Origin of the sequence: Zwartia panacis, assembly GCF_030410395.1 — a bacterium.
GTDB classification, from domain to species: Bacteria; Pseudomonadota; Gammaproteobacteria; order Burkholderiales; family Burkholderiaceae_B; genus Zwartia; species Zwartia panacis.
In genome coordinates, this window is sequence record NZ_JAUHHF010000018.1 from 1 (window position 1) to 16,963 (window position 16,963).

15 protein-coding genes are annotated in these 16,963 nt (G+C 46.5%); 8 read left to right on the plus strand and 7 right to left on the minus strand.

Annotated features, from left to right (window positions below; genetic code table 11):
* Positions 1–265: 265 nt before the first annotated feature.
* Complete coding sequence (locus QWY30_RS15420) at positions 266–538, plus strand: hypothetical protein (protein ID WP_290242525.1); 273 nt, start codon at positions 266–268, stop codon at positions 536–538.
* Positions 535–810 carry a type II toxin-antitoxin system RelE/ParE family toxin gene (locus QWY30_RS15425; RefSeq protein WP_290242527.1) on the plus strand — a complete coding sequence of 92 codons (276 nt, stop codon included), beginning with the start codon at positions 535–537 and terminating at the stop codon, positions 808–810. The genes QWY30_RS15420 and QWY30_RS15425 overlap by 4 nt, the downstream gene beginning before the upstream one ends.
* A 211-nt stretch (positions 811–1,021) precedes the next feature.
* On the opposite strand, the gene QWY30_RS15430 is transcribed toward QWY30_RS15425, so the two are convergent.
* Positions 1,022–1,315, minus strand: coding sequence for a YciI family protein (locus QWY30_RS15430; RefSeq protein WP_290242528.1), 294 nt, complete (start codon positions 1,313–1,315; stop codon positions 1,022–1,024).
* Between the two features lie 61 nt (positions 1,316–1,376).
* On the opposite strand from QWY30_RS15430, the gene QWY30_RS15435 reads away from it, so the two are divergent.
* Positions 1,377–1,688: a cupin domain-containing protein gene (locus QWY30_RS15435; RefSeq protein WP_290242530.1), complete on the plus strand. Its 312-nt coding sequence runs from the start codon at positions 1,377–1,379 to the stop codon at positions 1,686–1,688.
* A 60-nt stretch (positions 1,689–1,748) separates the two neighbouring features.
* On the opposite strand, the gene QWY30_RS15440 is transcribed toward QWY30_RS15435, so the two are convergent.
* From QWY30_RS15440 to QWY30_RS15450, 3 genes are read right to left on the minus strand one after another with little or no spacing between them, the layout of a single operon-like run.
* Positions 1,749–2,075 carry a cupin domain-containing protein gene (locus QWY30_RS15440; protein ID WP_290242532.1) on the minus strand — a complete coding sequence of 109 codons (327 nt, stop codon included), beginning with the start codon at positions 2,073–2,075 and terminating at the stop codon, positions 1,749–1,751.
* A 30-nt stretch (positions 2,076–2,105) separates the two neighbouring features.
* Entirely contained in the window at positions 2,106–2,801 is a 696-nt protein-coding gene (locus QWY30_RS15445; RefSeq protein ID WP_290242534.1) for an aspartate/glutamate racemase family protein, read from the minus strand.
* 24 nt (positions 2,802–2,825) lie between these two features.
* Positions 2,826–3,725 carry a PhzF family phenazine biosynthesis protein gene (locus tag QWY30_RS15450; protein WP_290242536.1) on the minus strand — a complete coding sequence of 300 codons (900 nt, stop codon included), beginning with the start codon at positions 3,723–3,725 and terminating at the stop codon, positions 2,826–2,828.
* A gap of 117 nt (positions 3,726–3,842) precedes the next feature.
* Between QWY30_RS15450 and QWY30_RS15455 the strand changes: the two genes are divergently transcribed.
* The 3 genes from QWY30_RS15455 (at position 3,843) to QWY30_RS15465 (ending at position 5,962) form a co-directional block, all read left to right on the plus strand.
* Positions 3,843–5,267: an aminotransferase-like domain-containing protein gene (locus QWY30_RS15455; RefSeq protein WP_290242538.1), complete on the plus strand. Its 1,425-nt coding sequence runs from the start codon at positions 3,843–3,845 to the stop codon at positions 5,265–5,267.
* Between the two features lie 136 nt (positions 5,268–5,403).
* Positions 5,404–5,628, plus strand: coding sequence for a hypothetical protein (locus QWY30_RS15460; protein WP_290242541.1), 225 nt, complete (start codon positions 5,404–5,406; stop codon positions 5,626–5,628).
* A 37-nt stretch (positions 5,629–5,665) separates the two neighbouring features.
* Positions 5,666–5,962, plus strand: coding sequence for a type II toxin-antitoxin system RelE/ParE family toxin (locus tag QWY30_RS15465; protein ID WP_290242543.1), 297 nt, complete (start codon positions 5,666–5,668; stop codon positions 5,960–5,962).
* Between the two features lie 187 nt (positions 5,963–6,149).
* On the opposite strand, the gene QWY30_RS15470 is transcribed toward QWY30_RS15465, so the two are convergent.
* Entirely contained in the window at positions 6,150–6,569 is a 420-nt protein-coding gene (locus tag QWY30_RS15470) for an EamA family transporter (RefSeq protein ID WP_290242554.1), read from the minus strand.
* Between the two features lie 337 nt (positions 6,570–6,906).
* On the opposite strand from QWY30_RS15470, the gene QWY30_RS15475 reads away from it, so the two are divergent.
* Positions 6,907–8,013 (plus strand): patatin-like phospholipase family protein, encoded by a 1,107-nt coding sequence (locus QWY30_RS15475; protein ID WP_290242544.1) that lies wholly within the window; start codon positions 6,907–6,909, stop codon positions 8,011–8,013.
* 77 nt (positions 8,014–8,090) lie between these two features.
* On the opposite strand, the gene QWY30_RS15480 is transcribed toward QWY30_RS15475, so the two are convergent.
* Positions 8,091–9,077 carry a Bug family tripartite tricarboxylate transporter substrate binding protein gene (locus QWY30_RS15480; RefSeq protein WP_290242547.1) on the minus strand — a complete coding sequence of 329 codons (987 nt, stop codon included), beginning with the start codon at positions 9,075–9,077 and terminating at the stop codon, positions 8,091–8,093.
* A 157-nt stretch (positions 9,078–9,234) separates the two neighbouring features.
* Here QWY30_RS15480 and QWY30_RS15485 point away from each other — a divergent pair, with 157 nt between their 5' ends.
* Positions 9,235–10,092 carry an outer membrane beta-barrel protein gene (locus QWY30_RS15485; protein WP_290242549.1) on the plus strand — a complete coding sequence of 286 codons (858 nt, stop codon included), beginning with the start codon at positions 9,235–9,237 and terminating at the stop codon, positions 10,090–10,092.
* A gap of 167 nt (positions 10,093–10,259) precedes the next feature.
* Here QWY30_RS15485 and QWY30_RS15490 read toward each other — a convergent pair whose 3' ends face one another.
* On the minus strand, positions 10,260–16,898 hold the full coding sequence (locus QWY30_RS15490) for a non-ribosomal peptide synthetase (RefSeq protein WP_290242551.1): 6,639 nt from the start codon (positions 16,896–16,898) through the stop codon (positions 10,260–10,262).
* Between the last annotated feature and the right edge of the window lie 65 nt (positions 16,899–16,963).

Below are 16,963 nucleotides of genomic sequence, written 5' to 3' on the forward strand. Positions count from 1 at the left end.
CAATGGCTAATCCAGGCAGTCCTAGGATAGAATCGACGTGGGACATCGGTATGATCTCCATTAAAAATGTTTCTTCGCAAAAACAAGTTTAATGAATACCGTTGTCCCCCGTTAATGATGTAGAGCCAGTAATACCTAAACCCTCAGCGTTCGCGCTGGGGGTTTTTCGTTTTGTGGGTTTGTAACTGGATGTTTTTACATCATGAATAGTGCTTTAAATAGTGCGATTGACTATACTATTAGCCATACTAATAAGGAATTCATCTTGAGCACAATCTCAGCCAACGACCTCAAAACCAAAGGGGTAAAAGCAATTGAGGAAGCACTCGCCTCCCAACCCGAGGTTGCCGTCTCTGTTCGTGGGCAAGTTAAATACATTGTGATGAGCGAAGAGCAGTACCAATATTTGCGTGAATGCGAACTAGAAGCCGCACTTGCCGAATCCAAAGCCGACATCGACGCTGGACGTTTTGTAAAAGAAACCGTTACCCAACATGTTCGCCGCATTAACAAGCTGAATGCAAAGTTGGTTGCATGACTTGGCAGTTAATTTTTACTGAACAATACAATCGCAAGGCTGCTAAATTTATCAAGCAACACCCGGACGCACTTGCTCAGTACACAAAGACACTTGAACTGTTAACGGTAAATCCGCACCACCCTTCTTTGAGGCTTCACAGTCTTAAGGGAAAACTGGATGGCCTGCACAGCGTCTCGATCAACCTGAAATATCGCATAACGCTTGAACTCATCATTACCGAGAATGAGATCATTCCGATTAATGTTGGAGATCATGACGAGGTTTATTGATTGATAGAAAACAGGATTAGCCAGCCTCAGGCCCTGGTCGATTCCGCCCCGGGCCACCAAAAGTACCCAAGCCCTCAGCGTTCGCGCTGGGGTTTTTGCTTTTGTGGGCTTGTTTCACTCAGTTTTATACCGAGGACATTGTTTACAGGTTGAAAACGTCCTTTTGAACGGACAAAACCTGCAGCGTCTAGTTACGGGACGGCTGAAATAATCATAGTGTGACAGCCAAGTCATCAAACGCTTTACCCCAAGTACGTATCTTGTAGCCTCGACGATCGGGCGAATAATACGGATCTGACTCAATCAGCTCAACCACTCGCTCTCTACTAGGCACATCAAGCACCCACAATCCACCAACATATGCTTGGCCTGGCTCCTCTCTACAGCCACCTGCCAACAGGATCTCATCACTATGTTTTCGCAAATACGCAAGGTGATCGGGCTCCCGTTGCTTCCTAATAGCCAACATTTCAGGAGTATCCTCGAAAAATACAATCCAACGCATTGTTCACCTAGCTCGTTTAGTCTTGGTATTATGAATTTAGCACCAACAATAGATCCGCGAAATGAAAATCATCCGTAGCAAAGAATTCACTGCCAGTCGCCCTTGGGGAGCGTTAGATATCGCCAACATGAACGGCATAACGACACGCCTGCATTGGACTGACCAGCCATACAAATGGCACGTCAATGATGGAGAGGAGATTTTTGCTGTGCTGGACGGTCGAGTTGAAATGCGGTATCGACTCGATGGACAAGAAAACTCCACCATTCTGGATACAGGCGATATTTTTTATGCATCCGTTGGCACTGAGCATGTAGCTCACCCAATTGGAGAAGCTCGCATACTTGTCATAGAGTCGGCTGGTAGCGTCTAGTTACGGGACGGTTGAATCATAAGTGTCGTGTAACACGACGGTTCTAGCCAAACTCACAAATTAACTGATCTTCTCGACAGCAAAAAACCTAACTTTTTCACTTAAAACTTTAGGACGGTGTTTGTGCTCTTCCCCATCAGGCAGAATAAATACATCACCAACACCATATCTATAAACCTTTCCTGCGATGTCAATTTCAACATCGCCTTCAGTGATATAGCCGATATGGCCTTTCAGGCACCAGTTAGGGTGGACCATCGCCTTATCCCACTCAACTAATCGGACTTGCATGTCGCCTTGCTGGATACGCTTGAAACGCATACCGTCACCAACTTCAATCCAGTCCATTTCATCAAAGACAATCTTATAGTTTTTTGACAGTTCCATTGCAAAATTCCTTTAAGGTTTTTCGAACATTTATTTGCCTGCAATCTTGTCTACCAGGGCAGTCACATGAATCGCAACCGTATCCAGACATTGCACAGGACTATTACTATCGTTCAATAAAAGTGGGAGTTCAGTGCATCCCAAGATGACTTGCTCAATCCCATTTTGAAGCTTCATTGCGCTGATAATTTCAACAATGCCAGCCCTAGTTTCATCTGTGATGATTCCATGCTCCAATTCCGTTTCAATGCGATCTTGAATGTACTGAATTTGATCAACTGTAGGTACAACAACTTCGATACCGGCCTGCTCGAAAGGGGTCTTGAAAAAGGTATGTTTCATCGTGAATGCTGTTCCGAGCAATCCAATTCTCTTAACACCTCGAATTTTGGCCGTCTCCACAGTCGCATCTATCGCACTGATCAAGGGGATAGGCGACCGTTCTACAAGCTTGTTGAAAACGATATTCGGCGTATTACCCGTCAGTGCCGCACATGTCGCTCCAGCCGCAGCCAAATTATTGATCGCATTTAGAACATAGCTTGTCAATTCCTCATAGCGCCGTTCATTGCAATATGAAAAAACATCGAAAGCACTGAGCGTCTCAATAGTTAAATTGGGAAGCACGTTCTCTCCCAGCCTTTCCTTTATACCTTGCACGATTTGTCGATAGTACAAAATTGTGGACTCAGGACCGATGCCACCAATCAGGCCGATTTTGTTCATTTTTTAACCCTGTCTCTACAAGCTTTAAGAATTGACACCAAGTGACAACGCAATGCTGCCGTTTATACAAGTGACCGACTGACCTCCCACTCTAATTCTGTCTTCTCCATCGAACGAAACGAAAATCCTTCCTGCTCGGCCAACAAACACACCTTGCGTACTAACGAAGCTGGAACCAAAATTCGAAACCTGACCAGCTTCACGAATAAATGCCGCAACCGCACCGTTACCGCTACCGCATACGGGATCTTCATTCACGCCTACACCTGGTGCGAAAGCCCGTACTTCTATTGCAGCAGGCGAGCCCTTTGCATAAGCGCCATAAACCACCGTGCCAATCGACTGGTTGATTCTGTCGAACTGCGCCATGCGCGCAAAATCAGGCTGGAGAGCCAAAACTGCCTCGGCACTGTCCATCGGCACAATTGTCCAGACAGGGCCAACATTGACTTTCTTCGGCCAGTTATGACGTTGCACTGTCGCACCGAGTACGGACTCGAGTTCGCTCACCTCATCGCCTGAAAGTGCGACGAAACTTGGTTTCGGCAAGTTGAATTCGATGACAGGTGAAGCATCAGACGTTGAGTTAATTCTTAGTTCAATCAACCCGGCTTCACACTCTTGTACAAGCCTGCCATTCTTTGGCGTGATCTTTCCAGCCTCCAGAAGCGCATGCGCTGTACCCAAGGTTGGATGACCTGCGAAGGGCAATTCTGACCTAGGCGTAAAGATTCGCACAAGGTAATCTGCCCCAGCGTGTTTAGGAGGTAGTACGAAGGTCGTTTCCGAAAGATTGGTCCAGTTTGCAATCTCTTGCATTTGTTTGGAAGTCAACCCTTGCGCATCCAGCACCACGGCAACTGGATTTCCGCGATAAGGAATATTCGTAAAAACGTCCACTTGTTTAAAGGGAACTTGCGTCATAGATGTGATTCCGCATAACTGATGTTATGGCCATAGTACTGATCAATCATTATTGAGTACAGACACAGTAAAATACAAATTTATAGGGTACAGTTTGTTTCTATAGACGGAGTACGAATGGGCTCAAAAAGGACAAGTCTGTACTTGCAGCTAGCGGATGAGTTGACCGAGGCTATTGCTTCAGGTCGCCTTCCTGAGGGATCGTGCCTCCCATCATTGCGCGAGTGTGCAAGTCAACGCAATCTCAGCCTCAACACTGTGACTGCCGCTTACCGGCTTCTTGAAGACCGAGGACTTATCGTGTCGCGGCCACAGTCCGGTTTCTATGTGCGCAATACATTGGAGGAACCGAAGTACTCTGCGAGCCGTTTGTCTGGGGCAGTATTGAGTGAAGTGCAAGAAGATCTGATGTTGACTGTACTGGAGGCGCAACGACAACCTGGTCATATCGATCTGGCGTTTGCGGGTCCCCGAGGTAAAAGGTTTTATCCCGGCGAGCGTCTGATGCGCATAACAGGATCAGTGCTGCGTCGACAAAGCGAAATTGTGGCGACCTATGCCATGCCCCCAGGCTCGAAGCTTTTACGGGAACAAATTGCTAGACGTAGCCAGCGCCTGGGAATGGCCCTGACATCTGATGACATCACTCTCACCCACGGTGCGAATGAGGCGCTGCACCTTGCACTTCGAGCCATAACACGTGCAGGGGATTCCATAGGGATTGAGGCACCTTCATACTTCAATCTTTACCCCCTGTTATCTGCGCTTGGGCTCAAAGCGGTCGAAATACCAACGCATCCTCAACTTGGTTTGGATGTTGATTCAGTCGAAAATTTTCTTGCAGAAAAGCGCGTTTCGGCTTTAGTTGCCATGCCAAACGTGCACAACCCTTTAGGATGCACAATGCCCGTCGCCGCAAAAAAGCGACTCGCTAAACTGCTGGCTCAATACAAGGTGCCCTTGATCGAGGACTCTGTATATGCAGAACTTCAGTATCGGGAGCCTTTAGAACCAACAGTGAAAGCCTTTGATGAAAAAGGATGGGTATTAGTTTGCAGCGGGTTTTCAAAAACTCTAGCGCCTGACTACCGGTTAGGCTGGATCGTTGGAGGACGTTTCAGTCAGGATATAGAGAGGCTTAAATTCGCCTCCAGCGCCTCGGAGTCTATGTTATTGAGCGAGACCGTTGGGCTTTATCTCAAGAGTGGGGGCTATGAACACCACCTCAGCAGTTTAAGAAGGCTGTACTTTGCACAGGTAAGCCAAGTTCGCGGATTGATTGCCCAGTATTTTCCTGAGGGGACTCTCGCCACACAACCAACAGGTGGTTTTGTACTCTGGGTGGAGTTGCCTGCCAAAGTAGACAGTTTGGCGCTTTTTCAAGCGGCGTTGAAAAAGGGTATTGTCATTATGCCGGGTCAGATTTACGCCAAAGGCCCACGCTACCGTCGCTGCATTCGACTGTCATGTTGCCAGGAAATTGACGAACGATTTATGAATGCAATTCGTACTCTCGGAAAATTGGTAAAAAATTTACTTTGAAAACGTCCTTTTGAACGGACAACCCTAAAGTCTCGCTGCGGCAGCGTTCATTCAAAAGACAGGATGGTTACAAACTGAGACAGACAGTCGGCTAAAAATCATTCAGAATCGAATGTATGATCAGGAGTCTAAAGCTATGGCATTGCAACTGACTAATTCCCGTAATACCTTATCCAAGCCAAAGCCTTACAACCGTAAAGCTAACGATGCTGACGATCACGACTCAAATAGTTTTCAGGCTCAGCAAAACCGAGCGTGGCTGCGTGAGGAATTGCTTGCTGGTAAAAATTCACCGCTTTGCGATCCTCTTACCCCCGAATACTTCCAAAGGTTACGGGCTCTAGCACGAGGTGAGCTTTAAAGTGACGGTCAGGACTATCGCTCCACACCGACACGCAATGACAGATGTCCACGATATCATTTGTTACTACCGCGAACAGGCAGGAGCAGCAGTTGCTGAAAATTTCGCTAGCGAAATTGATGAAGCGTACGCTCGTTTAAAACAACACCCGAATATTGGGTCTCCACGCCTAGCCCTCGACTTAGACATTGAGGGCATCAAATCTTGGGCGTTGAAACGCTTTCCACATCAGATCTTCTACGAAATCCAAAATAATCACATAGAGCTCTGGCGAATCTTGCACCCTAAGCGAGACATCACCCAAGGAATGCTGTCTGGTCAAAGGTTTCAATAAGGATCGACATCCTCAGCCCTGGGTTCGATTCCGCCCCAGGCCACCACTGAAGCTATAGAAACCCTAGCGTTCACGCTGAGGTTTTTGCGTTTCTGGGGCTATTTTTTGCTCAGTTCGCAAATCGAGCATATGGTTTACAGGCTGAAGTGTCCTTTTGAATGGACAATCGCTACATCGCCACTTGGATTTATCTTTTGAGCGCCAACAATAAAACACCGCCCGCCACCATTGCGATCCCTATCCAGTCACGAAAGGAAGGCCGTTCGCCAAGGAATGTAAACGCAAAGATTGCAACTAACACAAGGCTTAATTTATCTACAGGTGCAACTTTAGAGGCATCGCCAATTTGAAGCGCACGGAAATAACAAACCCAAGAGGCTCCAGTTGCCAAACCAGATAATGTTAAAAACACCCAGGTTTTGGCAGAAAAGCTAAAGGGGTTGCTCCACTTGCCAGTGAACCAGACAAACAAAGCTAAAGACACAATCACCACGACCGTTCTCACCAATGTGGCAAGATCTGAATCAACGCCCTGAATGCCAACTTTGGCAAATATCGCTGTCAAAGCAGCAAATACCGCAGATAGCAGCGCCCAAACAATCCACATTGATGATGAACTGGCCACTTTGCTCCCCTTACCGCCACGTTGATGAACTGAGACGTTCCCGAAAGCGAGATCTCTTAAAAAAGACATTAAGTGGGTCTAATGTAACTTATACACAATTGACTTTATGATCTTTCAAAGACACCACAGGTCACGAAATGAAAATTATCCGTAGCAAGGAGTTCACAGCCGATCGCCCATGGGGCGCATTAGACATTGCCAATAAGACTGACTCGCATACTTTTCATAGAAACTGCTGGTCGCGTCTAGTTACGGTACTCTGATGATCTTCTCATTTGTGGGATCTGCTATAAATCGATGAAATATGAATGAGGCAAATATGACACAAACGTCCCGCCGGAATTTCTTGAAAACTTCTGTTGTTGGCTCAGCTTCGATTGTTGGGGCTTCTGGATTGATCATCGAATCTGCCCAAGCCCAATCAAAACCCTCTGAGTCCAATCTGGAATCAAAAGCGATTGAAATCTCACAAAAACTCTTTGCTGACGATGGCTTGGCAGTACCAATTGCCACTCAGCCCACAGTTTCAAAATTAGCAAAAGGTTTAGATCGAACAATGGTGCTTGGCGGTGGTGGCGAATACTACATCGCTTGGTATTGTGGATTTTTTCATGGCCTGATCGAAGCGGGACTGGATATGGCCCAACTTCCTGAAATGGTAGTTGGCACTTCAGCCGGGTCATATATGGGCTCGTCATTGCTATCAGGAGAATTTGGGCGCTTACGGAAAGAATTTGATTTTTTTGGAAAATTTCCCAAGATCTTTGCCAAGATCGCGCCTGTCACAAATCCAAATATCAGCCAGCTGCGTGCGGATCAAATCAATATGAGCGCAACTGACGGTAGTGTTGAAACTCGAAGGGTGATTGGTGCTGCCGCTTTAGCTTCAGACAATAAGATAAACGGAGATAAAGTAGGGAAATTAGCTGCGTTATTAACGGGGGATAGCAAAACGGACTGGCCAACCTCAAGAATGTTCACCACCGGGATAGATTGTTACACCGGAGAACGTATCATCGTAGGTCAGCAAACCGCAAGAAAAAACAATATTCCATTGGCGCATGGCGTCGCAGCCAGTAGTTCTCTGCCAGGCATCATTGGTCCGACATTACTTGGTCAGCGTTATGTCATGGATGGTGGAATTTGTTCAAACCCCGCTCATGTCGATGTTGTTGCAGGATCAAAGAGGGCTTTGGTGATTACTTTAACGGACGGCATCACAGGCGCGATCTTGACGACCATTCCTCATCCAATCGCCCAAACTATAAAGGACTTGGAAGCGACAGGTACAAAGGTAAAGTGGATTGTTGCTGGAACGCCCCCTGGTATCAGTCTTGTTGATCCTTCGCAGATAAAAGGTGCGCTGCGAGCGGGGTATGAGCGATCAAAAGTAGAGGCACAAAAAATCAAGGAATTCTGGGCGTAGGATTTAGCTGCCGCATCATTAAAACCCCAGCCACTGAGCTGGGGTTTTAATATTTCTAGTCATACTTAACATTTTTACTAATCAAGTTTGATCCCTAACTTTTTAGTAATGCTACCGTATTTGCCCACTTCATTTTGAATTAAGCTCGCGAACTGTTCGGGCGTATTACTGGCTGCGTCAGCCCCATTTCTGTCCATTGCAGCTTTGAAATCTGGCGTAGCTGTGATGGCAACAAGCTCTTTATTCAATTTATCGATAATCGGCTTGGGCGTGCCAGCTGGTGCGAGTACACCTAACCATAAAGCTGCTTCGAATCCCGGATAACCTAACTCTGCAACAGTAGGCGTGTTCGGAAGTGCTGGTGATCGCGTCGAGCTACCTACTGCAAGAGCGCGCAATTTATCAGTCTTAGCGTGCTGCAATAACGCAGGCATTGATCCAAAGAGCACCTGCACCTGATTGGAGAGTATGGCCAAGTCTGCTGCGGCATTGCCTTTGTATGGGACGTGTGTCATTTTCATGCCAGTCACATCATTCAGCATTTCCATCGCAAGCTGGGTTGTCGAGCCATTTCCTGCCGATGCGTAGTTCAATTTGCCGGGTTGAGATTTAGCTAACGCAACCAGCTCAGCCAAAGACTTTGCAGGCACCTGTGGATTCACAACCAAAAGATATGGTGTGACAGCCACCAGTGAAATTGGGGAAAAGCTCTTGATCGGATCATAGCCAAGTTTGGAATATGCGCCCGGCGCTACAGCCATGGTGCTTGTGGTTCCTAACGTCAGTGTGTAACCGTCAGGTGCCGCCTTGGCGGCTGCATCAGTACCGATCGTGCCACCTGCTCCGCCTCTGTTTTCAACAACGATTGTCTGACCCAAACGCTCACCCAATTTTTGTGCAACGACACGTCCCACAATGTCGGTGGATCCTCCAGCAGGAAAGCCAATGATTAGGCGTATGGGTTTATTAGGATAATCAGCTTGCGCGTGCGATAAAAAAGGCAAACCTACTAAGATTGCCGCTGTTAGTAAAGGGCGCAGGAATTGGGGAAATTTTCGCTTCATTCTAATAGTCTCCTAGTTTATTATTTTGAGAAAATTATTTGATTACAAAGTAGCATAAACTTCTGAGGCAGACTATAAGATATGATCATTTTTCCTACGTTTAACAGTCAATCGAGTGTTCTGTGTCGAACAAAACTATGCCGGCCATGCCCCTGATATGGCCGCCAAAGAACTTGGCGAGAATATAGAAAGAAAATTAAAAATGAAAAAACAATTACTTTTTGCTGTGGCTGTCAGCTTCTTGAGTATCTCCGCATCGGCCCAATCATCCTTCGCTGGTTTCTATGGTCAGATTTCAACGGGATACGAAGGCAATCAACTTTCTAAAATAGGTGGCTCCTCCAAGGAAGTTCCATCTACAGGTCACGATGTTCATAGCAGCTCACCTTCGCAAAACTTTGGTGGTGCACCTTTAATGCTGGGTGTGGGCTATTACTGGCAAGCACATTCTTCATGGCTAGTTGGTATTGGTGTTGATTATTCTGCAATTTCGCAAACCAGCCCGTACAGACAAGGGAGCGTGATTGATGCACCTGGGAGTGACTTAATTCCTGCTGGCACAATCATGACAACGGATGGAGCAAAAACTCAACTCTCTAACCGTTACAACATTTTTGTAAGCCCAGCTTATGCCATTGATAAAGAAAAATTGCTGTATGCGAAAGCGGGGTATAGCCAAGTAAACTCTAAAGGGAAACGACCGACGACCGTAACAGTGTCGGCTAACGGTAAAACAACAACAATACCCACAACGACAGCTGGCACTTATGACAACACAACGGTAGGCGGCTATTTAATTGGAATCGGATACAGACAGATCATCACAAATGGTCTGTACGGTTTTGTAGAAGCAAACTACATGGGGTACAACTCTTCCAAACATAGCTACTCCTCCAATGGAAATAGCGCCTCAAAATCAGGAGTAGGTTTTAGTAGCTCCAGCGTCACAAATATCACTGCTAGTTCCAACTTAAATAGCTATCAATTATTAGTTGGCGTAGGCTACGCTTTTTAAAAATGTATTCATATCGAATTGATATGATAATTCTCCCTTTTTTATGGATACACATACAGCTTTGTATGGATACACATACAGCTTTGATTAGAAAATAAATTGACCTCTCCCCTGTCGGATGTTCAAAATCTAAATTGTCCAGAGATCGGGAGGAGGTCAGAGTGATGTCAAAGCCGAGTCAGATTCACTTTATCGAGATAACCGTTAATTGCACCAGCCAAGGTAGGCACCGATGACGAGCGCCAAAGCATATCTGTATGTTTGGCTTCAACACCAACGATCTCAACCTCTGACGTTGTATGTTGCGCCCAATCAAAGGCGTGAGGATCACTGGCAACCAATTCTTCATTCGCTCTAAAAAGGAGAATCGGCGCATGACATCTTTTAATACTATGACCGTTGGTCAAAATTTGACAATTAATCGACTGAATCAGCATTCGCCTGATCATACTAATCGGTGTGGACTCAGGGGTCATTCCTACGTCGACTAAATGCTCTTTGACCTTGGCTAAAAATAAATCATCGTCAATCGAGCAGGTTTCAAAGTCCATACACAAATCATTAGCCAAGTTTCTTAAGAGCTGCTTTTCAAGATCTTGTTTATGACCAAACTCAGCAAAAACTGTTTGTACGTCCAACAATATGAGCGAAGAAACAACTTCCCCTTGCGCCTCAAGCAAACACGTCATTTCGTGCGCAACGATACCGCCAAACGAATACCCCAAAATATTGTATGGACCTGTTGGCTGGACTTCTCTCAAGGCGGCAACATAATCTTTCACCATCTCATCGAGAGATTCATGATAAGTCTCATGCGCTTCAATACCACGAGCTTGCAACGCCCAAACAGGCTGCTCGATCGAGAAGGCGTCAGTCAGTTTCTTGTAGACTGCTCCGCTACCCCCGCCCGGATGAATACAAAATAATGGTGGACGACTACCTGTTTTTCGAAGAGGCAATAACGGACTATAAGTCAATGGTTTCTGCTCTTGAATCACTTGAGCCAAGGCACGAACAGTTGGTGATTCAAACAATGCACGCAAAGGCAACTCGAATGAAGTGAGCTGTTTAACTCTTGCGATCATGCGCATCGCTAGCAAAGAGTGACCACCTATTTCAAAAAAATTATCATCCAAGCCGACACGGCTGACACCTGTGACCTCGGCATAAAGGGAACATAACAATTTTTGAATATCAGTAACAGGTTCAATATATGTGCTGGTATCAACACTCAACTGAGGATCAGGTAATGACTTGCGATCCAGTTTTCCATTCACTGTCAGAGGCAAACTAGGTAAACGCACAAAAGCTGATGGCACCATGTAATCGGGTAGGCTGCGAGCCAACAGACTTTTGATATGGACGTCACTAGGTAATGAGCTCGCTGAGCCGCTAGTGTCAGAGAGATCTGATTTAATATCTGCTCGTTCAACCAGATACGCGACCAGATAAGTGTCATTCTCATCCTGAGCAGTTGATCGCTCTCGCGGTATCACCGCAACTTGGGATAAATTCTCTCCCAACTCTTGAAGGAGCGTCGACTCGATCTCACCCAACTCGATTCTATATCCACGAATTTTTACTTGTTCATCTACCCGTCCGATGAATTCAATCTGGCCGTCAACATGCCAACGACCTAAATCTCCAGTCCTATACATGCGAGCACCATACTCAAAAGGACTCGCGATAAATCGCTCGGCCGTCAGACCGCTTCGATTGAGGTAGCCTCGAGCCAGCCCAGGACCCGCCACGTAAATCTCACCGATTACACCTGCAGGGACTAACTCCAAACTCGTATTCAAAATGTAAGTCGCCAAGTCCGGTATTCCAGTTCCTACAATACTTTGATCACTTTCGGCGTCTTTGGGATCTAATGGGTAATATGTGACATGAACCGTAGTTTCAGTGATGCCATACATATTGACCAACTGCGGTGTTTTTGGAAAAACGCCCCACCAATTAGCCAGCTTGCTTGGATTGAGCGCGGCACCTCCAAATATCACATAACGCAATGACAGTTTTTGAGCGATATGACGCTGTTCAATCAAATATTGAGACAGCACTTCAAATGCACCAGGAGTTTGATTAAGAACCGTCACGCCATGTTGAACTAGAAACGCGGCGAGTTCGGGCAGCGATCGCCGAACAGACTCTGGGGCGATCACTAATGAGCCTCCATACCCTATGGCTCCCCATATTTCCCAAACAGAAAAATCAAAGGCGCTCGAATGTAAAAGACTCCAAACATCGTTCTCGTTAAAACCGAACTGCGCATCAGTTTTCTTCAAAAGACGCACAACATTTCGATGCGTATTACCGACAGGTTTCGGTTGACCCGTACTACCCGAGGTATATATCACGTATGCGAGATGATCAGGATGAAGTAAAGCATGACGCTCTGATTGCACAATAAGACTATCCGAAAACTCCTCGAGATCGCTCTGATTTTCTGTTAGCCAAATTTTCAAAGAGTGATTATTTGGTAATGACGAGACACTCTCTCTCAATACTTCAGATAATGCAAAATTCGTTAAAAGCAATTTGACACGACTATCAGACAACATAAACTGCTGACGTGCAATCGGGTGGCTCGGGTCGAGCGATAAATATGCCCCTCCAGCCTTCATCACCGCTAACATGCTGACAATCAACTCAGTTGAATGATTCATTGCTATAGCAACGATGCTGTCTGGCTTCACTCCTTGACTGATCAGATAGCGTGCCAACCGATTCGAGCGCTTATCCAACTCCTTGTATGTCAACGTAAGCCCTTCATAGTGAAGAGCAATGGCAAGAGGATATTGTTTAACTTGACGGTTAAACAGATCAAGCAAAGTTTCACTATCAGGAGTTCTTGTATGAAATTCTCGCCCCTCGGAAATAGTCAGGCTCGTCTTTTTTTGATCAGCATTCAGTAAAGACAGGTTTCCTAAAGCTTGAAGAGGATACTCCGCAAGGCCCTCTAACAAACAGGTAAATACCGTCGTCCATCTTTGGATCGTTTGCTCGCTGAAAAGATCTGCATCATATTCAAAACCTCCCGCAAGCACCCCCGTGGCATCGATACCTATGAAAAGGTTGAGATCAAATTTACTCTTTGCCGAAGAAATAATGACATCCTCAACTTGCAGCCCTTTGAGTATTAGGTTGGCTTCGTTATTGCTAATGCTTTCATAACTGAGCATCGCTTGAAATAAAGGGTTGTGTGAGAGCGATCTAGATACATCAAGTTCTTCGACAATACGTTCAAAGGGAAGATCCTGATCTGCGATTGCATCTTGCACAAAATGATTCACTTCAGCAATCGTATCCATTACGCTTCGAGCTGGATCCAGAGTAAATGGAATCACTAGCGTATTGACAAAAAAACCAATCAGTCCTTCGGTATCTGGATGCATCCTTCCAGCGACAGGCGATCCAATCACAACTTGTCGCTGATTAGCGAGGCGAGATAACAATGTCCCGTAAGCAGTCATGATGACGGTATATAAGGTCACTTGACTCTCTTGAGCCAAGCTCACTAATTTGCTCGTTAACTCACCAGATAGTTTGAATAAGTAGTTGCCAGCACTTTTATTACGATTAGGCAGTCTTGGGAAATCCGTTTCCAACGTTAATAAATCAGGACAACCGGCCAAGCGCTTTTTGGCTCTTTCCAACTTGGCCGTCAAACTTTGTTCACTATCTACATCTTTTTGAAAAGAGCTTTGTTGCCATGCTGCCCAATCTGAGTATTGAATAGGCAACGGCATAAAATTTGGTAGAGATCCGTCGCAGTAAGCAGCATAAGCAATGCCAAGCTCGCGAGTAAAAATAGTGAGCGAAAGTCCATCACTTGCATGGTGATGCATGGTCAACAAAAGAATATGCTCATTCTGGGCAAAACAAATCAAGTGCCCCCGTATTGGTATATCTTCAGCAAGATTAAAGGGATGACTGGATTCATGTTTTATAAACTTCTGTAGCTCGGTTTCCCTTTCGCTATCTTGAACTTGATCAAGATGTATAGTTCTTAGCAACAAATCCACACTTGGGGTCGGGCTCATCACTCCAACCGCCTGGTATGTCTCATTTTTTTCCAATAGTGTTCTAAGCGATTCATGACGCTCAATGACTGATTGAAGAGCACTCTTTAGTGCATCAACCTTTAAATCTCCTTTAAGGCGATATGCTAAAGGCATGTTATAGGTAGCTGAAGCGCCTTCTATCTGATCAAGGAACCAAAGACGATTTTGACCATATGACAGACTCACAAGACCATTTGGATTTCGCGGCACTTGAGGAACAGGCACGTGTGCAAGCACAGATGCAGACTCAACGAGCGCCAAGGCTAGTCCAGCCGGTGTTGGTTGTTTAAACAAGTCGCGTAAAGTCAAAGCACTTTGAGCTTGCTTATTAATTCTGGCTATCAACCGCATCGCAAGCAGTGAATGCCCGCCGATCGCAAAGAAACTGTCGTCTAGGCCCACGCGGCTCGCGCCCGTCACCTCCGCGAACAATCCGCACAACATGATCTCGTGCTCGCTGACTGGCGCACGGTACGTACTCTGATCGGCGCCAAAGTCCGGATCGGGCAGCGCCTTGCGATCAAGCTTGCCATTGGGCGTGAGCGGCAAACTCTCCAATTGCACAAAGGCCGCAGGCACCATGTAGTCGGGCAACGTGCGCGACAACATGCTCCTGAGCTCTCCATCGCCGGGCAGCTCCGCGGCTGCAGCGTTCTGCGCGTGCGCCACCAAATATGCCACCAGATACTTATCCCGCGCGCCCTGCGTGGTCACCCGCTCGCGCGCAATCACCGCTACTTGCGACACACTCTGACCCAGCCCTTGCCGCAGCGCCGACTCGATCTCTCCCAACTCGATCCTGAAGCCCCGGATCTTGACTTGCTCATCAGTCCTTCCTATGAATTCAATGCTTCCATCTGTGCGTCTGCGTACTAAATCCCCCGTGCGATACATCCGACTGCCCGCCATGAACGGGTTGGCGATAAAGCGCTCAGCAGTCAAACCACTGCGATTGAGGTAGCCGCGCGCCAGACCCACACCAGAAATGTAAAGCTCACCTACAACTCCTTGGGGCGTGAGTTCTAAATCCGGGCTGAGAATGTATAGCTGTGTATTCCAGATAGGAAAACCAATCGGAGGCGTCTTTGTCCCATCTTGCTGTCGACAACGCCATACAGACACATCAATCGCCGCCTCAGTCGGTCCATATAAATTCCAAATCAAAGCGCCAGGTAGACGCTGGAATACCTCGGACATCAGCCCACCGTTCAATGCTTCGCCACTTGTTACTAATTGTTTGATGGTGGGGCAATCACCTTGTTCGATTGAGTCCAAAAATATGGATAACATGGATGGTACGAAATGCATCACTGTCACATCATGCTTTTCGATCATACACTTCAGATACTCTGGATCCTTTTGACCGCCTGGCCGCGCAATCACAAGTGTCGCGCCTGTCATGAGGGGTAAAAACCATTCCCATACAGCCACATCAAATCCGATTCCTGTTTTTTGTAAAATTTTGTCGGTTTCGTTCAGTTGAAGCTCGCTCTGCATCCATTTCAATCGATTAACCAAAGCGTGATGAGTATTACCTGCTCCTTTGGGTGTACCGGTCGATCCGGATGTGTATATTAAATAGGCCAAATGCTGTGACTCGAGCGGATATATCCTTTCCGTCTGTGTAATTTGATTTCCTGATAGGAGATTCAGTTCTTCGATCAGATCTGCCTCATCGAGATTGATCGTATCCGGAAGCTTTCCACCGCTTTCTGCAAGCTTTTGGTACTGACCCAACGTACTTAATAGACAATAAGCATGACTATCTTGCAGCATGAATTTCAATCGATCGCACGGATAATCTGGATCAAGAGGCAAATATGCCGCACCTGCCTTGAGCACGGCCAGCATGGCAATGATCATCTCAGGCGAACGGTCTAATAAAATCGCGATAATGCGGTCGGAACCTGCGCCCAGACTAATTAAATATCGAGCAAGTTGATTTGAACGTTTTTCAAGCTCTCGATAATTTATCCGTTGATCTTCGAAAATAAGCGCATCATGATCCTGATATCTACCAAACTGTTCATGAAATAACGCTGGTAGTGTAGACACCCACTCCGCATCATCAACATTCAATCCCACAGACAAAGATTTCAATCGCTGTTGCTCAGCACCATCCGTGAGCGGCAGTGTCTGAACAAATAAGCTTGGATCTTTGACAAAAGCTATTAGAAAAGCTTCCAATGCTTGATTCCACGCTTGAACAGAAACCACATCAAACAAGTCAGAGTCAAACTCAAAAATACCTTGGAGTGCGCCTCCAGAATTGACACTTGTGTATAAAGATATATCGCATTTGGCAGTTGGCAAGTAAACAGGCTCCAGATTGGCGCCAAGCGTATCAAAAACAATCTGGTTAGATATATCGCTGTGATGGATATACATAGCTTGAAATACTGGCGTTTGAGACAGCGAGCGCTCAACACCTAAGCCATCGACCAATCGCTCAAACGGCAAGTCTTGATCGATCAGCGCCTCTTCTACGCTCTTCTTGGCGCGCGCAATCAGCTCAATGCCATCACAGGTCGCATCGATCGATACCGGGATCGCCAGTGTATTGACCAGAAATCCAATCAGTGACTCTGTCTCGACGTGGCTGCGTCCTGACACAGGAGATCCAATCACAACCGTACTCTGATTGGCGATTCGGGCTAGCGTCGCACCATACGCGCCGAGCAACAATGCAAAAAGGGTTGCACCCTGACGTACCGCCAACGCGCTCAGCGCTTGCGTCAACTCAACCGATAACTCAAACGATAGATACCCCGCGCGCCGCGCACGAGTTGCTTGCCTGGGGTGAT

Bases quoted from the DNA above. Each gene is read 5' to 3' on its own strand.
- QWY30_RS15435 (WP_290242530.1), top strand. From the start codon at position 1,377: ATGAAAATCATCCGTAGCAAAGAATTCACTGCCAGTCGCCCTTGGGGA.
- QWY30_RS15430 (WP_290242528.1), bottom strand. From the start codon at position 1,315: ATGCGTTGGATTGTATTTTTCGAGGATACTCCTGAAATGTTGGCTATT.
- QWY30_RS15485 (WP_290242549.1), top strand. From the start codon at position 9,235: ATGGCCGCCAAAGAACTTGGCGAGAATATAGAAAGAAAATTAAAAATG.
- QWY30_RS15425 (WP_290242527.1), top strand. From the start codon at position 535: ATGACTTGGCAGTTAATTTTTACTGAACAATACAATCGCAAGGCTGCT.
- QWY30_RS15445 (WP_290242534.1), bottom strand. From the start codon at position 2,801: ATGAACAAAATCGGCCTGATTGGTGGCATCGGTCCTGAGTCCACAATT.
- QWY30_RS15475 (WP_290242544.1), top strand. From the start codon at position 6,907: ATGACACAAACGTCCCGCCGGAATTTCTTGAAAACTTCTGTTGTTGGC.
- QWY30_RS15450 (WP_290242536.1), bottom strand. From the start codon at position 3,725: ATGACGCAAGTTCCCTTTAAACAAGTGGACGTTTTTACGAATATTCCT.
- QWY30_RS15470 (WP_290242554.1), bottom strand. From the start codon at position 6,569: ATGTGGATTGTTTGGGCGCTGCTATCTGCGGTATTTGCTGCTTTGACA.
- QWY30_RS15455 (WP_290242538.1), top strand. From the start codon at position 3,843: ATGGGCTCAAAAAGGACAAGTCTGTACTTGCAGCTAGCGGATGAGTTG.
- QWY30_RS15460 (WP_290242541.1), top strand. From the start codon at position 5,404: ATGGCATTGCAACTGACTAATTCCCGTAATACCTTATCCAAGCCAAAG.
- QWY30_RS15480 (WP_290242547.1), bottom strand. From the start codon at position 9,077: ATGAAGCGAAAATTTCCCCAATTCCTGCGCCCTTTACTAACAGCGGCA.
- QWY30_RS15465 (WP_290242543.1), top strand. From the start codon at position 5,666: ATGACAGATGTCCACGATATCATTTGTTACTACCGCGAACAGGCAGGA.
- QWY30_RS15440 (WP_290242532.1), bottom strand. From the start codon at position 2,075: ATGGAACTGTCAAAAAACTATAAGATTGTCTTTGATGAAATGGACTGG.